Raw genomic sequence first — 15,400 nt, forward strand, 5'->3', positions numbered from 1 at the left:
ATAAACACATACACACTCCCACCGTGTATGTATCTCAACCTCCCTTTATTGTTACATTAATTTTTAAAAATATGAATCTACTATGTACTCCTAATATATTTTATTTTTATTTATATATTTAAATTACCATATTTTATAACCATTAAGAAAATATTTATATGTCATCCCTACAGATGAATTTCATCTAACATACTTTTTATAAAATTCATCAACAAACATTATTTTACAACTAATTACAAATACCGTCAAAATAATCAATTTAAACTTAGACAAATAACTGGCATACAATTTCATAATAAGAGATCCTATACTATCGACATACATCTATTACAAATTCCCTTTAACGTTTTCAACAATCTCATTTATCGTATTCCGATCAAACTTATCACTAATTTCATATGACTCACGATCTCCTACGAATTGCACGCCTACGATATCATTGCGATCCTTACCGTATTGCACTTCAATAATAGATCCACGCTCTATTTGCTTCCAAATGAGACCTACTTCATCTTTATTATCTAAAATAATGCAGTCTTCAATATTTTCGTCAATCCCAATTAACTTATTATCATCCATATATCCAATCTCGTATTGTTGCCGTTCTTTCGCTTTGCCACTTACTAATATACCTTTGCTACCATATGAGTAATCCATATAGTCCTTTTTCTCCGTTTGTACCGCTTTCGGCTTTTGTGCTTCAGTTTTTTCAGCAGCCCCACAACCTGTAATAAGACTGATTGGGATAACCACTATTAATACTAATCTAGTAAATTTCTTTATCATTTGTAACCAACCTCATATATTTAATGCAAAACTCCATTTATTACTCTATTAAAGAATAACATGATACTAAGTAAACAGAACGAAAGATAACATATTATTTACATACTCGCACTTTAATGAAGGACCAGGCCATTTAAACCTAGTCCTTCATAACTTTAACTTTGCTTCACATACTTAATTGTATTAAATGACGTCTCATTAAATAATCGCAAGTTTTCCCCATCATAATCTTGAACTTTATATGCTATTTTCTTTTTTTGAATTGTATCTTCTACACCGTCTACTAAACGTTTATTGAGATGTAAATAGATTGTAAAAGCTTCCTTATCATATTCCCAAGTTCCTTCAATATAATTCTTTTTATTTGGATACTCACCTTTACCATACGTTTCAAATGTCTTATCACCTTTTAAAATGAGTGACATATTGAAACCGTCTGTTCCTTGGAATCCCCAATTACCGATTAATTCCGTACCATCCTTCACATTCTTCATAACGTTATCTGTATTAATTCCAGCTTTCTTATCTAACTCTTTCAAATCTTTCATTGATACTGTACCGTCACCGATTTTAATATCTCCTTCAAGATCTTTGAATGCCTTAAGCCAGTAAATATCTCCTTCTTTCACTAGCTTTTCAGATTTCTCTATTAACTCTTTATCAGTCTTATCACCTTTTTCTCTTTTTTCTTTTCTGGTAAATACTTCATTTATTAAAGAAAAAGACTCTCTAAAATAACTAATTGCTTTTTCAAAATCTTTTTGTTGGTTTACATACTCTGTAGGGGGATCTATCGACTCAAATTTATCTAACACTTTATTTAATTCTTTCACACTATCTACTATATCTGATTTCTTTTTCTTACCGTCAAAAACCTCTCTTGTAATATTGTTATGCTCCGCAAACAACTTATCAAACTCTACCCCTAATTTATACACTTTATTAGGATAGTCTTCCTTTGAAACTTTTTCTTTCTTACTATTAGACTTCGATTCTTTTACTTTAGACTCTTCCGTTTTCTCCTGTTTAGAAGTGTTCGTTTTCTCAGAAACTCCACAACCAAATAACAACATGACCGGAACTGCTACCCCTAGTAGTTTCTTTGCATTCATGACTAATTTCTCCTTCTACTTGAATAGATTACTCTTGCTATACCCATCCTCTTTTTTATCTTGTAATTAAAGTTACAATCGCAATAACTCCTAGAATCGGTCCCCAATATTCCATTTTTATAAAAAATAATGAGTGCTTTTTGTTAAACATAACTTTTTCACCAGTTTCGGTATCTATATAAACTTTCCCATCTGGCTTATTAATATATTTACCTAAATACCAAGACATAACCCCTGATATAATAAACATTACCGCCATTGGCCAACTATGGTCTTGAAAATATGTAGCGTCCCCCGTTATAGATCCAAAGATAGCCTTACCCAAAAGAGTATTAATAATTACAATAATTGCGACTAAAAAACCCCAACCAGACCAAATAATCATCTATTTCTCCTCCTAAAGCGTACAACTTTGTACTTTATGTTAATTTGAACTGCAAACGAAAATGTTTAAAAAACCGAATATTCAGACGTTAATAATTATATTTAGCTTACATTCGATTCTAACTTTAATGTCCTAAATGCAAATGAACCAGATATAATTTGTAAAATTGTCGGAATAAGTAAAAAGAATAATGACATAAATAACATAACTATAGGAATCACAATCATACAAACTCCATAAACTTTATTATTAACCTTGTTTACTAAACACGATAAAATGAACAATCCTATTTGAACCGTTAAAATAATAGAGTAATAAGCTAAAAGTTCGTAATCAACACCTTCCATAATATTAAACGCTACAACTATTAATATTATGGAAATAATAATTCCCAAAATGCCACCAATTAAACCTAATACGAATTCAGGTGTTCTTTTCAATTCAATCCCCCTTTTATGAACCACTAACAACTTGTATATTTTTCCCATTCACCATCATACCAAATATTCACTGGAAAAACTATACATACTTTTCATTCTTCCTTACCTTACAGTGACCTTCTTACCATTATAGATAGCTTGTAGCAGTCACAAAATCAAAACCTTCAAAATTACTAACCGGTTTCGATACTTTTAGAAAGTAGACATACCTCTTGAATACAATTAGTATTAACATATGAAATATGAAAAGCTTAAAAAGGCTTTTACATGATGAAAGGAAGTTGCACAACTATGGATTTTAAAACAGTTATGCAAGAACTTGAAGCTCTAGGTAAGGAACGAACGAAAAAAATATACATATCTAACGGTGCGCATGAGCCAGTATTCGGAGTAGCTACAGGTGCTATGAAACCAATCGCTAAAAAAATAAAATTAAATCAAGAATTAGCTGAAGAACTTTATGCCACAGGCAACTACGATGCTATGTACTTTGCAGGTATTATTGCCGATCCAAAAGCTATGAGTGAGTCTGATTTTGATCGCTGGATAGACGGGGCATATTTTTATATGCTATCCGATTATGTGGTGGCAGTAACTTTATCAGAGTCAAATATCGCACAAGATGTTGCTGATAAATGGATTGCAAGTGGGGACGAGCTTAAAATGTCTGCAGGCTGGAGTTGCTACTGTTGGCTTTTAGGAAATCGCAAAGACAATGAATTTTCCGAAAGTAAAATTTCCGATATGCTTGAAATGGTGAAAGATACAATTCATCATTCTCCAGAACGAACAAAATCCGCTATGAATAATTTCCTAAACACCGTGGCAATATCATATGTACCACTACATGAAAAAGCAGTCGAGACTGCAAAAGAAGTTGGTATAGTTGAAGTCAAACGTGATAATAAAAAAAGCAGTTTGCTAAATGCTACAGAGAGTATTCAGAAAGAACTTGATAGAGGAAGACTTGGTTTTAAGCGTAAGTATGTAAGATGTTAAAAGTATGAAGGTGTCAATCTAGGAGAGATTGACACCTTTTTTGTGGACATTACTAGACTAACGGAGCTGCAAGTTAAAGGGAACCAATCATTCATCTCCCACTATACATCTCAAACTTCTTCTTTCAATTTATATACCCTATCTCTTTTCTCATCATCTTTGATAAAAATAAGTTTTCCTTCTGTAACAAAACCTTCTAATAGTAAACATACTTGTCCATATGCTTTAGGCTTATTCGTAGTGAATCTTTCATCGGGTATTTTACCAGATCGTATTAATCGTTCACATAGCTCAAGCGCACTTATTTCTTCAGAATCAATTAATTCTAAAATATCTTTTTGTAATGGTGATAAAGGGGCTGGTACCTTACATACCTCAGCTACCTCCACCTTTTCTTTTTCTTCTTCAAATAAATCTTCAAATGAAATTTGATTCATTACATCTGTTCCTTTCTAACAATTGATTTATATAACATGAATTGAATTCTATAGGTACGAAAACTTTAAATATTAGCCATTGTTATGTAGTGCTTACCTCATTACATGAATTTCAAACTCATGTACATCATTTCATATAGTATATTTTGATTATACCAAACATACGTTCTGCCTTCTATTGTAGAATTTTTATAACAGAAATGAAAGTAATAGCGAACATTTTTCTTCTCTTTAGTTGTATAGAAAACTATGTAAAAATTTTACATAATAAAATTATAATGATCTGTTAAATTTCTATGCAAAAAAGAAGCACTTGTTGCCTCAAGTAGACAATCAAGTGCTTTAACTTCATATGTTTTTTAAGTAACATTAAATTTGTAAATTTTATTGTAACAGTTTGACACCTTTTATATGTCGTGACAACTACTACGTTAAAACTTACGAGTTTGTACGAGCTCGTTAGTTTAGTATACATTTCGTGTGTTTATATTCATCGCCAAATAAAATACTATCTCACTTAAGCTTTTACTTTATTTTCTATTCTATCATTGCACGTAATATCTATAATGGTACAACCATCATAGAGTATATACTTTTTAACAGCCTATTCTTTTTCTGTCCACTTCAAAATACATTATTTTCTATTTTTCTTATATGCTTTTGTATTTATGGTTTTAGAACCATGAGCTTTATCACTCGCTTATGTTGCTTTACTAACACAAGCTTTTAACATATATTTTTAAAATAATAATTATTAAGACCAATTAAACTTCGTCAGACAAAGCATCATCGTAATCCTGTAATTCTTCCATAATTTCTTTTAACCGGTCAATATTATTTATAAATTCACCGTAAGAAATTTCTTGGTAATCGAAAATCCCTTCACCGTATTCATCGCTATCAAATATTTTCACTTCCGCACCTAACTTCAACAAGTTATCAACTAATCCCTTTAAATTTTCCATATCATCAATATCATTTGCATCTGTTTCGGCAAAAAAATCTTTGTTTTCAATTTTATTTTTTATCTCTGTAATTCCTAAACCAGTGTACTTTCTTAATGGTACTACACATTTACTAAATAAACCATTAGAGCTTATTTTAATTGCCATTTTACTCATCTATTATTCTCCTTTCCATTAAAATTCTTCTAAATAGTTTGGATTAACAGGTCTACCAGGTGCATTTTTACTATAGCTTCCGCCATGCCAACCCTTTAAATGTTCCCTGCCAGTTACAGGATAAATTAATTCTCCTCTATTACATATATGTGGATAATTCATAGCATTGTAAGTATGATGTCCAATTATTGATTTCCCATTGTATTGAGGTTTTTTTCCTTTTAAAATCTCTTGTATCTGTTCATTAGTCCAATCCCTTGTTGTAGGTTCTCCATCTAAAATTCTTTTCTTTTCTTGCTTCCAAAATTCATTAACCCCTGCAGCTCTTCTTTTTGAAAATCTTTTATCCCATTGGTATCTTTTATATTCTTCTTTTGTTACTGTACGATTTTCAATCTTTTCTTTTATTTTTTTCTGCTGACCCCTACTTAAAGATTTGTATGGTGTAAGTTTTGGTGTTAAATCAAGTTCTGCTTTCAGTACCCTTTGGGCAATAATCTCTTCTCCTACTGCTACTTTTTTATTCCCTAGAGCTTCACCCGTACCCTTAGCAAATTGATAAGCGTCATCCTTAGCTGCCGTACTTGCCTTTGAAAACTTTCCGGCTACTTCTCCAACAGTTGAAGATTCTATATAAGGAAGCTTCATTCCTATTCCAGTATCCACCGTCCTAACTGCTACTGGAATAGGAGTATTTTTCATAGCATCTAGTGCATTCTTTAAAGTCTTATTTTCCTTAAGCGATTGTACCACATTTTTACCCAAATTTGGATTAAAACCAGGCATTCCTTCTTTGAATTTTAATAATTTGGCTAAATCAGCTAATTCACTCGTGCCTTTGAATGCTTTTACTCCTTTTCCTAATAGCCCTACAGCTGGGATTGCATCTAATCCGCCAAAAATGATGTTTCCTGTTCGTTCTTCTTGGCTCAATTTCCGGTGTGTTCCCCAGTCTTCTCCGTCGATACCGCTTTTTATTTGTACAGCGCCGTATACAACTGCCGCAGCGGTTCCGAGTGGTGGACAAAGGATTGTTGTGATGATGATTCCTACGCCTATTCCTATGTCTCGCACCATTTCTAGTTTTTTCTGTTCATCTTCTATCGATTTGTATTCAAATCCTCGTGTGGATGGGACTACTTTCTTGTATTCTTCATAATTTAATTTTGCATCTGGATTTTGTTTTTTTAGTTCTTTGTATTCTGCCCTAAGTACGTTATCAAATGCAGGAGAATCTCTAAAAATATCTTCTACTGTTATTTTATCTTTCTTCTTCTGTATTGTTTGTGGTACACTTCCGTAGCCTGCATGCGCACCTGGTAATACTGTCGTTGTTGTAGAGCCAATTCGGTTATTTGTTTCAAAACTGAGAATAGATGTATCTCTCATTTTTTGAGCGAATTTATCCATTTCTACTAAAAAAGGTTTATCTATATGTTCAGAGACTAATCGCCCTGCTTCTCCGCAATATTTTTGTAATGTCGAATAGCTATCAAGTAATTCCCCGATTTTTTGCGATTGATCTTTAGGATTAAAATGTATACTACCATCCGAGTCTAAATCTCGTATTCTTCCATCAATTCTTTTTAATGATTCATTTGCTTCCCGTAATTTTATGAGTGCATCTTTTGTAATTCGATTCATACCATCCCCCATGTTTTGCCATGGTTCAGGTCTATATTTCACATCCATCTCGTTTTCATCCCCCCAGCCGTATGGTGATTTCTACAACTTACTTAATATTTCACGTAATTGTTCGTCCTTTTCAAGCATTTCTACACATACATTTCCTACAACTGTCGCTGACCTAGAATAGTGTTCAGCCAATTCTAGTGTTTTGTGTAATATATCAGGATATTTTTCAATTACTCTCATCGCTTCACCTTTTTGATAAAAATCACAGCTTAATAAACTCTCAATATTCGTTCCAATGACGTCTACATGGATTTTATATATATTTTCTAACTTCATTACTATATCAAGTAGTTCTTGAAAATTAACTAATACTTCTTCTCCACCACCAGAACCACTATCTCCCATTGATACTTGCATTATTGAATACCTCCTAACGAGAATTGTCTCGGGTCAATTAACTTTTTATATGGCATTTTTAACACGTCATACAATTTCTTATTAACCGCATAGAGGCTCACCCAGTCATATCGATTACGATCTACATCTATTTGAACGAAATCTTCTCCTTCAGTAAAATATAAGAAACATTCCCATTTTCCTCCTCTATTACTTCGAGGCCTCGTATACGTTTCTATCGCTATAACGTCTTTATTTGATAAATCTTTTTCCTCAAATGTTTGTTGTTCTGCCTCTGTCATTCTCTTTGAGAAAAATGTATCTTCTATTTCCCTCGGTTCTCTCAATAAGAAAGGAATGCGTGTTAATAATGAAAAATATACGTCCGGTTTTGGTATGTAGTCGATCTCGTATTTTTTATTTGGTTCTATTTCTGTTAATACAGCCACTCGGTCTTTATCCTCTTTTAAAAAGCCAATTAATACATTATTCATTCTCGTGTATTCATGACAATTTTCATATTCCTTTAATAGTTCAATTATTTGAAAAGCTGCAGGGGTAATTCCATTTTCACTTGTAAGTAGGCCTTTTTCTTTTAAACTCGTAGTTGCTTTCGTGACACATTCTGCATCAAGTAAAATAATTGCGTCACGGTTTGGCAATCCAAATATATCGGTAACCCCAGCTGCACCTGCGAGAACATATAATTCAGCAGGTGCAAAACTCATTTCTTTCCCCATTCTTTTATCCCTCGTTTCTCCATCACAGTTGTTTTATCTCCCTTACTTCCGATTTATCTCCGTACGTTTGAATGCTTTTATCTAACTCTTTCAAAGCTTTCGTATGTCCTTCAAATGCCTCTACCATTTCTGAATTATATTGAATGATCAAATCAAGATAACTTAAAAATGCATCTCTCGTTTTTCCATTCCATTTCGCACCTGTGACATATGCTTTTAAGTCTTTCGCTTGGTTTAAAGAATCCTTCATACCATTTTCAATGTTTTGTGCGTAAGAAATGGCACTTGCAGTGTTACTTCCTATAATTTCAACCTCTTTACCACTCATGCTGGTTCCCTCCATTCTTTGTATGCTTAATGGATAAGTTTTTCAAATTCCTTTTTCTTTTCTTCAAAAGCCTTGGTCGCTGCAGCGTATGCTGACGCTTTCTCCGATTCTGCTTTCGCTTTATATTCCAAATACTTTGCATAAGCTGTACTTTTTGCAGATCCAACATCGCTTAATGCACTTTTAAAATAGGATACTAATGTATGTAATTCTTCATCCTTTTCATGACGTTTTTGTTCAAATTCAACTGCCGGAATTTTATTAGCTTCTAAACCATTACTTTTACTCTCATAATCTCTCTTCGCTGATTCAGCATCTTGAATGAATTGCTTTAACTCTCTTTCTTTATCTTTTAAATAATCATGTAAATCATCATACCGATCTCGTTTCCTCGCACTTTCTGTAAAACCAGACGCATTTAAAAAAGCATTGTACAATTCATCTAACATCTTTCTCCCCCTTTAGCACAATAACTATGTAGTTAAATTCGTATATTTAAACATGAATATTCATTACATTAAGAATTAACAAATAATTATTTTTACATATTGCTATTTTATCAAAGGGATTTTAACATTTCCATATTTTATGAATGGCTTTCGCATTTTTCTTCAATAAAGTGAAACTTTAATCAATATGACTATGTATTTATGTGCAGAAATAATAAAAAACACTGCCAAGCGCAGTGTTTTTTATTATTACCTTTTATCCAATTCATTCGTATTAAATCCTTGCTTGAGAGTAAGACCAGTTCTTTCTTATTTCATAAACAACTATTTCTGGATAATCCCAATGAAGCGTACGAGTAGGCTCCCGGACTCGTTTTACTATTCCTTGGGCTGTTTTGTTTCTATATTCATTCCAATATTTTGGCTCAGTCGCTCTTAAAAGAACGATAGAAAAAGGATCTGATATGAATATCAGATCCTTAACTTTAATTTCTTAATACATACATCTTTTTACACGATAACTGGTTCGTACGTGCTCAAATTATCATACTCAGTTTTTACAATACTAGGTGGAATGTTAACACATCCTCAGATTCACCTTTTCTTGTAGCAGTGCATAATGTTTAATAAAATTAAAGCATATTTTTACTTACCAGACTTAATTTTTTCGTTATATTCTTCTAAAGTTAACCCTTTTTCTTTTAGATAAACGGCAACTTCTTTTCCTACATAACGATAGTGCCATGGCTCATACTTAATGCCAGTAATATTCTCTTTATCTTTTGGATAGCGGAGAGTAAACCCATATTCTGCAGCATTCTTATCTAACCATTTGAATGCATCGGTAGTTTCAAATTTTGCATTTAAATCTTCTACAGTATTTTGCCATTCAACTGAAATAATGTCTAACGCTAATCCAGTATGATGTTCACTTGCACCAGGATACTGAAGATATTCCAATGCCTTAGCACTAGCCTCTTTATCCGACAAGCCTTGAGATTTATAGCTTTTAACTGAAGCATCATAATAAGTTTGTTGTAATTTTATAGCTCGATAACCTGATCTTAAATAAAGATTGATTCCCTCTTTTTTTGCAGCTGCTACCATATCCTGATAGGAAGTTGCAATTCTACTATCTATTTTCATATTTGGCTTCGCATTTTGGGTGATACTTGTTAATTCAATTCCTAGTTCCTTTGATAACATATGCTCTCTATTTACAAGGATAATTCTCCAATCATTAACATCAGAGATAGGTAAAACATCTTTTTTCTTCGCATGTATTTCATTTTTATTTTTATCGTTATTATTAGTAGTTGCCTGAGATGTTTGCTTTCCACTACAAGCAGCAAGACTCCATCCCATTGCTAATACCAATGCTAAAATTATAAATTTTTTAATTGTATCTCATTCCCTTTTTGTTTATTAGTCTTTATACCAATTTCCCAACACGTCTCTAGGAATCTCCTTGAAATCCTTCAAAGAAACGGGACCGACAAATTTTTTAATTCCATGTTTTTTAGAATTTTCATCCGAATAATCTTTTAAAAATTGAATTTTAAATTGTTTCTTACCATCGGCATAGTCGGTTACTGTCGGTACGATTGCCGCTTGTCGTATACCAAAAGTTTTATCTTCATACTTAACAAATTGTACATAAGATAATCCTCCAACTAATGTTTCTAATTTTTCTTGCGCAGAAATAAGATTTCCAAGAGAATAATAGATTAGCGTTTCATGTCCATCTTTATTTTGTTTCCACTCAATTGGTTGAATTACATGTGGATGATTTCCAATTACTACATCTACACCTAAATCTGTTAAATATTGAGCAACTTCTTTTTGTTGCTTTGAAGGTGTTGAGGTATATTCTACTCCCCAATGCACCATAACAATCACCATATCAGAGCTACTCTTTGCCTTTTCCACATCATTTTGTATCGCTTTTTTATCAATTAAATTTAAAGCCCAAGACTTATCAGCTGGAATTTTAATTCCATTCGTACCATATGTATAATTTAGTAACGCAAAACGAATACCATTTTTTGTAATCGTTTTTATTTCATTACGCTCGTTTTTACTCTCATTAATACCTACCGGGATAACATCCGGATATTTCTTCCAGTATTCTCTTGTATTCGCAACACCTTTAATACCCATATCCATAGCGTGATTTGTCGCTTGCGTCACTATATTGAATCCAGTGTCCACTAAAGATTGGCCTACTTCTTCAGGTGTATTGAAAGTCGGATATCCCTGTACTTTTAAATTATTTCCGGCAATCGGAGTCTCCTGGTTCACTATAGCAAGATCACTTGATTTAACAGCTTTTTTGATATTTTCATAAATATAATTATAATCATATGAACCGTCTTTTTGTTTGCCATCTTTAATTACTGCGTCATGATATAAATTATCACCCGTAGCTATTAAATTCACAACCGATTGTACTTTTTTATCTTCCGTAAAATTAGGAGACTGTTGGATAGGACTTTTCTCTACCCAATTTGGTGCTTTTAATGATGTATCTATATTGGATTCAGCCGGTGGTAATGAAGCTTTAGACGTCTTAACATCTGTATTACCACAAGCGGTTAAAAGCACTAAAAAAATAAGACATACTAAAAAAAACTTTTTACTTCTCTGTAAAGTATCTAACATGTGATCCTCTTTTCTGTTTTATTCCTTATAACCAGTTCTAACAAATCATTCTTTAAAACAACGTATTTTGGTTTTACCCTTAATTATGGAAGGACACTCTGTTACACCTGCTTCGGAATATACTAATAATTGTTTTCCGCTTTCTAGCAATCTATCGATTCCATCAGAAGTGATAGGTTACTAGAAAAAGATGATCCATCAGGATGTCGACTAGTTTGATATACCTATTCCAATTGCAATAACTCGTTTAATATTTAAACAAGATAGGAGAATCGTTCATATAGCCTCTTCTCTCGCTTTATGTTTAAGGTGCCTCCAAAAAAGGGATCGTTGCTGTACCCCTTTGCATAGTGCGAAATTTTTGTAACTAATTTCTTTCATTCAAGCGACAAACATTATACCGATAACAATAAGTAAGACCCAAGAACTTATTTTACCAATATACGAAAAAAGTAGCAATCTTTTGTCCCATATAAAGAAGCCCATTAGGAGAAATGAACGAGAGATTCATTCTATTCAATTCCTTCATTGATTAATAAAAAAACAAGCCACCCAACTATTGGATGGCTCTATACTATAAAGAGAATTTGTTATTGGATTACTTCAATTTCCCTTCAAAAACAATCTTCCTACCGCACGGCTCAACTACTGTTTTGCCGTCTTTCTTTACTTCATGAAAGATTGGCTCTTCCATACGACGAGACGGAGCGTAGCCTTCTTGTTCCATACGTGCTAAGCAGTCTGTAATTGTTTCATTTTCAAGTACTTCAAATTTCTTTTTATTAGGTTGTTTTGTCATGCCCTAACCTACTTTCTATTTTTCTTGATGCAAATTGATTTTTCATGTAGACCATATATAACATTGCGAGAATTCCCATTATAATCATAACCGCAATAAAAAAGCTTGTATACTGTATTTTTTCTATAAATACGCCGCCTAATACAGGTCCCATAATACTTCCTAAACTAAAAGCGATTCCGGATAATATATTACCTGCCGGTAGTAAATGTCTCGGTAATAAATCAGTCATAAATCCGAGCCCTAAAGAGAAGCACGATCCAATAACCATACCCGCTAAAAGCATGCAGGCAAAGACGATCCAGTAATATTGATCAAATACGGCGGCAAGTAGAAAAATGCCCGTACTTATGCTAAACGTCCACGTTAATATACGGTCCCTTCCGTATTTATCACTCAATATACCGAGCGGAATTTGTGTAATAATACCCCCAACTGCAAATGCTGGTAATAAGAAGGATACATCTGAAACAGACCACCCTTTACGAAGTGCGTATACTGGTAAGTTACTGTTTAGCATTGCTTCAAGTACGCCATATGCAAGTGGTCCTAGCAGTGCAATCCATCCTAATCCAACAACTTGTTTATAACGAGAAAATGATGATTCACTCTTCACTTCTCTTTCATCTTGCGCTGGGAATGCATTTTTTGTTGGAAGTAGTAAAAGCCAACCTATTAAACAAAGTAAAGTAGATATAATAAATGGCGTTGCAAGACCGTACTGCACAGTGCTTGCTAAATACGGGCCAACGGCAAAACCAATTCCGAAGAATACACCGTATATCGATACTTGTCTCCCTATTTTACTTGGGTCTGATGTTGTCGTGATCCACGTTTGTGTTCCGACATGAAGCATATGATCTCCGACTCCAACTAGAAATCTAAGGATAAACCATACCCAAAACGAAAATGTTTGTGTAAAAAAGAATAATGAAATAATAACGAGAAACCCACCTATAACAATAATCGGCTTCATTCCAAACCTTTGCATCGGTTTTTCAAGAAACGGCGAAATGACTAATATCCCAATGTACAATGCCGTCGCATGAATACCATTAATACTTGAACTAACCCCTTCTTGTTCAAAAATCATTGCAATGGCCGGTAAGAGCATTCCTTGTGATAAACCCGAGATTGCTACAATCCCAACCATAATCCAAAAAGTAAAACGCATTGACATCCCTTTCCCTCTCCTTCTCACGCTTCCACTTTTCATTATAAACTGTTTCTGCAAATGCGTGTACGAATATTCGCAATAAAAAACAAGCTAAAAGAATGAATCTTTTAGCTTGTTACCTTATCCTTCCCAAACTTGTGCTTTCACATTGTTATGAAATTGCTTAAAGTATGGATGTTTATAAAAAGCAGTTTCATATAAGTATTGCTGTGCGTTAGCGATTGGTGGCTGCGGATATTGCATTTGTAAAGGAACTACAGCTGGCGAAACTTGCATATACAGCGGGTTTATCATCATTTTTGTATATGCGTAATGATTATATGGCGAATAAGCGATGAAAAATGGTTGATGCATTGATAATCTCCCCTTTTACCTACAATGTTATAGTATATGCAATACTGTTCATTTCGGGGATTATTTCTGTTCTAACCAATTCTCTACATGTTTTATAAATACATCTAAACAATCAATAAACGGCGAGTGTCCGCAATCTTCTAATACCTTCAACTCTGCATTTGGCAAATGTTTCGCTAATTCCTCACCGACTACTTGCGGAACGACATAATCTCTATCGCCTTGTATGACGAGTGTTGGCGCTTTAATACGATGAATTTGCTTACTTCCCTCTACAACCCCATTATATTCATCTGAAATATTAAATGTAATGAGCGCATAATTCACATCTACGAAATTACGTTGCGTTAACATATCATCTAAATACTTTTCATAACGGTCCGGTTCAGGTTGGTTATGCGTATATATTAATAGATTCCATACTGTACGGTAATATAGTTTGTTCATATTTTTTATCGCGTCTAATACTGGAGCGATTTGTACTGGATCTTGTGCAATTTCTTCTTTCGTCTTTACTAAACTTGATACAATCGGCTGCCCATTCGTATCTTTTTTAAAGATTGGGTAACCTTTCATTCCTACTGATTCTACTAAAATTAACTTTTCTACAAAATTTGGGTAATTCGCTGTAAATTGCATCGCAACGCCACCGCCCATTGACCAACCCATTAATGAGAATTTCTCTAGCTTTAACTCGTCGATAAATAATTTTACATCTTCTGCAAAGTCTTGTAATGAATCTATCGATTGATTATACGTTGATTGTCCAAACCCTCTTAAATCAAGAGCGTAAATATGGTATTGATCTTGCAACTTTTCAATAACTAAATCCCAATGTTGTGACGATGTCATGTTCCCGTGAATGAGTACAAGAATATCTGTATTTCGCCTTCCAACTTCCTGATATGCAATCGTTTCTCCGTTCGATAGTGAAACAAACTCCATTGTTGCAGGCTTAATCATCACAAGTTCCCCCATTCTATTTAATAGAAAGAAAATTCTTTACTTAATTAAAGAATAGCACGTAGAATGTACGTTCGCAACATAAAACCTATAAGAATTTTTTACATAAATCAACATGTCTATTACTAGACAATTATTATAAAAAAGTATATAGTTAGCTAGGTAACTAATTTGAAAGGATCAAAATACATGGACGAAAAACAACATTTTTTTCACATCGTCAGCCAGACTTCTCGAAAGTTTACGAAGAAATTTAATGAACGTGTATCTCCAACAGGGTTATTTAGTGCGCAATGGGCTGTTATTTTCCGCATTAATCAAACTGGTTCTTGTACGCAAACAGAATTGTGCCAGTATTTAAATGTTGAATCACCAACGATGACTCGTACGTTAACACGTATGGAAACGATGGGATGGATTATTCGTACAGAAGGTAAAGATCGCCGTGAGAAGCTCATTTCTTTATCCGAAACAGCGATAAAGATGATTCCAATATGGCAAGAAGAAGTTGATACTTTCGAAGAAAAAACGCTAGAAGGTATTAACGAAGATGATTTACATCAAGCATTTCAAGTGTTACAACAAATTATTAAAAATTTAGATTAAATTGGAGGGATG

19 protein-coding genes are annotated in these 15,400 nt (G+C 33.4%); 2 read left to right on the plus strand and 17 right to left on the minus strand.

Annotated features, from left to right (window positions below):
• Window positions 1-327: 327 nt before the first annotated feature.
• The 4 genes from DN407_RS15875 to DN407_RS15890 form a co-directional block, all read right to left on the minus strand.
• A complete protein-coding gene (locus DN407_RS15875; protein ID WP_149216470.1) occupies window positions 328-786 on the minus strand; it encodes a hypothetical protein in 459 nt (152 codons plus the stop codon).
• Between the two features lie 155 nt (window positions 787-941).
• Entirely contained in the window at window positions 942-1,898 is a 957-nt protein-coding gene (locus DN407_RS15880) for a DUF3994 domain-containing protein (RefSeq protein WP_000992212.1), read from the minus strand.
• A gap of 55 nt (window positions 1,899-1,953) precedes the next feature.
• Entirely contained in the window at window positions 1,954-2,283 is a 330-nt protein-coding gene (locus DN407_RS15885; RefSeq protein WP_000587855.1) for a hypothetical protein, read from the minus strand.
• Between the two features lie 101 nt (window positions 2,284-2,384).
• Window positions 2,385-2,723 (minus strand): DUF4064 domain-containing protein, encoded by a 339-nt coding sequence (locus DN407_RS15890; RefSeq protein ID WP_000831724.1) that lies wholly within the window; start codon window positions 2,721-2,723, stop codon window positions 2,385-2,387.
• 291 nt (window positions 2,724-3,014) lie between these two features.
• On the opposite strand from DN407_RS15890, the gene DN407_RS15895 reads away from it, so the two are divergent.
• Window positions 3,015-3,722 (plus strand): DNA alkylation repair protein, encoded by a 708-nt coding sequence (locus tag DN407_RS15895; protein ID WP_000346320.1) that lies wholly within the window; start codon window positions 3,015-3,017, stop codon window positions 3,720-3,722.
• A gap of 110 nt (window positions 3,723-3,832) precedes the next feature.
• On the opposite strand, the gene DN407_RS15900 is transcribed toward DN407_RS15895, so the two are convergent.
• The 13 genes from DN407_RS15900 to phaZ all read right to left on the minus strand — a co-directional run bounded on the left by DN407_RS15900 (window position 3,833) and on the right by phaZ (window position 14,782).
• Window positions 3,833-4,159 (minus strand): DUF3895 domain-containing protein, encoded by a 327-nt coding sequence (locus DN407_RS15900; protein WP_001071909.1) that lies wholly within the window; start codon window positions 4,157-4,159, stop codon window positions 3,833-3,835.
• Between the two features lie 764 nt (window positions 4,160-4,923).
• Window positions 4,924-5,280, minus strand: a complete 357-nt coding sequence (locus DN407_RS15910) for a hypothetical protein (RefSeq protein WP_000041339.1) — start codon at window positions 5,278-5,280, stop codon at window positions 4,924-4,926.
• A gap of 18 nt (window positions 5,281-5,298) precedes the next feature.
• A complete protein-coding gene (locus tag DN407_RS15915) occupies window positions 5,299-6,972 on the minus strand; it encodes a hypothetical protein (protein ID WP_149216471.1) in 1,674 nt (557 codons plus the stop codon).
• Window positions 6,973-7,005: 33 nt separating this feature from the next.
• Window positions 7,006-7,332: a hypothetical protein gene (locus DN407_RS15920; protein ID WP_001198201.1), complete on the minus strand. Its 327-nt coding sequence runs from the start codon at window positions 7,330-7,332 to the stop codon at window positions 7,006-7,008.
• Window positions 7,332-8,051: a DUF5081 family protein gene (locus DN407_RS15925; RefSeq protein ID WP_000514121.1), complete on the minus strand. Its 720-nt coding sequence runs from the start codon at window positions 8,049-8,051 to the stop codon at window positions 7,332-7,334. The genes DN407_RS15920 and DN407_RS15925 overlap by 1 nt, the downstream gene beginning before the upstream one ends.
• Before the next feature lie 22 nt (window positions 8,052-8,073).
• Window positions 8,074-8,379 carry a WXG100 family type VII secretion target gene (locus tag DN407_RS15930; RefSeq protein ID WP_000014537.1) on the minus strand — a complete coding sequence of 102 codons (306 nt, stop codon included), beginning with the start codon at window positions 8,377-8,379 and terminating at the stop codon, window positions 8,074-8,076.
• Between the two features lie 26 nt (window positions 8,380-8,405).
• On the minus strand, window positions 8,406-8,828 hold the full coding sequence (locus tag DN407_RS15935) for a hypothetical protein (RefSeq protein WP_000883455.1): 423 nt from the start codon (window positions 8,826-8,828) through the stop codon (window positions 8,406-8,408).
• A 645-nt stretch (window positions 8,829-9,473) separates the two neighbouring features.
• Window positions 9,474-10,205, minus strand: coding sequence for a M15 family metallopeptidase (locus DN407_RS15940; protein WP_000241986.1), 732 nt, complete (start codon window positions 10,203-10,205; stop codon window positions 9,474-9,476).
• Between the two features lie 48 nt (window positions 10,206-10,253).
• Window positions 10,254-11,489 carry a CapA family protein gene (locus DN407_RS15945; RefSeq protein ID WP_000887606.1) on the minus strand — a complete coding sequence of 412 codons (1,236 nt, stop codon included), beginning with the start codon at window positions 11,487-11,489 and terminating at the stop codon, window positions 10,254-10,256.
• Between the two features lie 598 nt (window positions 11,490-12,087).
• On the minus strand, window positions 12,088-12,288 hold the full coding sequence (locus DN407_RS15950; RefSeq protein ID WP_000166303.1) for an NETI motif-containing protein: 201 nt from the start codon (window positions 12,286-12,288) through the stop codon (window positions 12,088-12,090).
• Window positions 12,272-13,468, minus strand: coding sequence for an MFS transporter (locus DN407_RS15955; RefSeq protein ID WP_000062802.1), 1,197 nt, complete (start codon window positions 13,466-13,468; stop codon window positions 12,272-12,274). Before DN407_RS15955 ends, DN407_RS15950 begins: the two co-directional genes overlap by 17 nt.
• A 117-nt stretch (window positions 13,469-13,585) precedes the next feature.
• A complete protein-coding gene (locus DN407_RS15960; protein ID WP_000554161.1) occupies window positions 13,586-13,819 on the minus strand; it encodes a hypothetical protein in 234 nt (77 codons plus the stop codon).
• 60 nt (window positions 13,820-13,879) lie between these two features.
• Window positions 13,880-14,782, minus strand: coding sequence for an intracellular short-chain-length polyhydroxyalkanoate depolymerase (phaZ, locus tag DN407_RS15965; protein WP_098430327.1), 903 nt, complete (start codon window positions 14,780-14,782; stop codon window positions 13,880-13,882).
• A gap of 189 nt (window positions 14,783-14,971) precedes the next feature.
• Between phaZ and DN407_RS15970 the strand changes: the two genes are divergently transcribed.
• Window positions 14,972-15,388, plus strand: a complete 417-nt coding sequence (locus tag DN407_RS15970; RefSeq protein ID WP_000343675.1) for a MarR family winged helix-turn-helix transcriptional regulator — start codon at window positions 14,972-14,974, stop codon at window positions 15,386-15,388.
• The last annotated feature ends 12 nt before the right edge of the window (window positions 15,389-15,400 follow it).

The organism is Bacillus sp. JAS24-2 (genome assembly GCF_008274905.1).
In the GTDB taxonomy this organism is placed as follows: domain Bacteria; phylum Bacillota; class Bacilli; order Bacillales; family Bacillaceae_G; genus Bacillus_A; species Bacillus_A cereus.

Excerpts from the sequence above, each read along its gene's own strand:
- DN407_RS15945 (WP_000887606.1), bottom strand. The coding sequence starts at position 11,489 with ATGTTAGATACTTTACAGAGAAGTAAAAAGTTTTTTTTAGTATGTCTT.
- DN407_RS15875 (WP_149216470.1), bottom strand. The coding sequence starts at position 786 with ATGATAAAGAAATTTACTAGATTAGTATTAATAGTGGTTATCCCAATC.
- DN407_RS15900 (WP_001071909.1), bottom strand. The coding sequence starts at position 4,159 with ATGAATCAAATTTCATTTGAAGATTTATTTGAAGAAGAAAAAGAAAAG.
- DN407_RS15915 (WP_149216471.1), bottom strand. The coding sequence starts at position 6,972 with ATGGATGTGAAATATAGACCTGAACCATGGCAAAACATGGGGGATGGT.
- DN407_RS15885 (WP_000587855.1), bottom strand. The coding sequence starts at position 2,283 with ATGATTATTTGGTCTGGTTGGGGTTTTTTAGTCGCAATTATTGTAATT.
- DN407_RS15935 (WP_000883455.1), bottom strand. The coding sequence starts at position 8,828 with ATGTTAGATGAATTGTACAATGCTTTTTTAAATGCGTCTGGTTTTACA.
- DN407_RS15925 (WP_000514121.1), bottom strand. The coding sequence starts at position 8,051 with ATGGGGAAAGAAATGAGTTTTGCACCTGCTGAATTATATGTTCTCGCA.
- DN407_RS15970 (WP_000343675.1), top strand. The coding sequence starts at position 14,972 with ATGGACGAAAAACAACATTTTTTTCACATCGTCAGCCAGACTTCTCGA.
- phaZ (WP_098430327.1), bottom strand. The coding sequence starts at position 14,782 with ATGATTAAGCCTGCAACAATGGAGTTTGTTTCACTATCGAACGGAGAA.
- DN407_RS15930 (WP_000014537.1), bottom strand. The coding sequence starts at position 8,379 with ATGAGTGGTAAAGAGGTTGAAATTATAGGAAGTAACACTGCAAGTGCC.
- DN407_RS15955 (WP_000062802.1), bottom strand. The coding sequence starts at position 13,468 with ATGTCAATGCGTTTTACTTTTTGGATTATGGTTGGGATTGTAGCAATC.
- DN407_RS15910 (WP_000041339.1), bottom strand. The coding sequence starts at position 5,280 with ATGAGTAAAATGGCAATTAAAATAAGCTCTAATGGTTTATTTAGTAAA.
- DN407_RS15960 (WP_000554161.1), bottom strand. The coding sequence starts at position 13,819 with ATGCATCAACCATTTTTCATCGCTTATTCGCCATATAATCATTACGCA.
- DN407_RS15880 (WP_000992212.1), bottom strand. The coding sequence starts at position 1,898 with ATGAATGCAAAGAAACTACTAGGGGTAGCAGTTCCGGTCATGTTGTTA.
- DN407_RS15895 (WP_000346320.1), top strand. The coding sequence starts at position 3,015 with ATGGATTTTAAAACAGTTATGCAAGAACTTGAAGCTCTAGGTAAGGAA.
- DN407_RS15950 (WP_000166303.1), bottom strand. The coding sequence starts at position 12,288 with ATGACAAAACAACCTAATAAAAAGAAATTTGAAGTACTTGAAAATGAA.
- DN407_RS15920 (WP_001198201.1), bottom strand. The coding sequence starts at position 7,332 with ATGCAAGTATCAATGGGAGATAGTGGTTCTGGTGGTGGAGAAGAAGTA.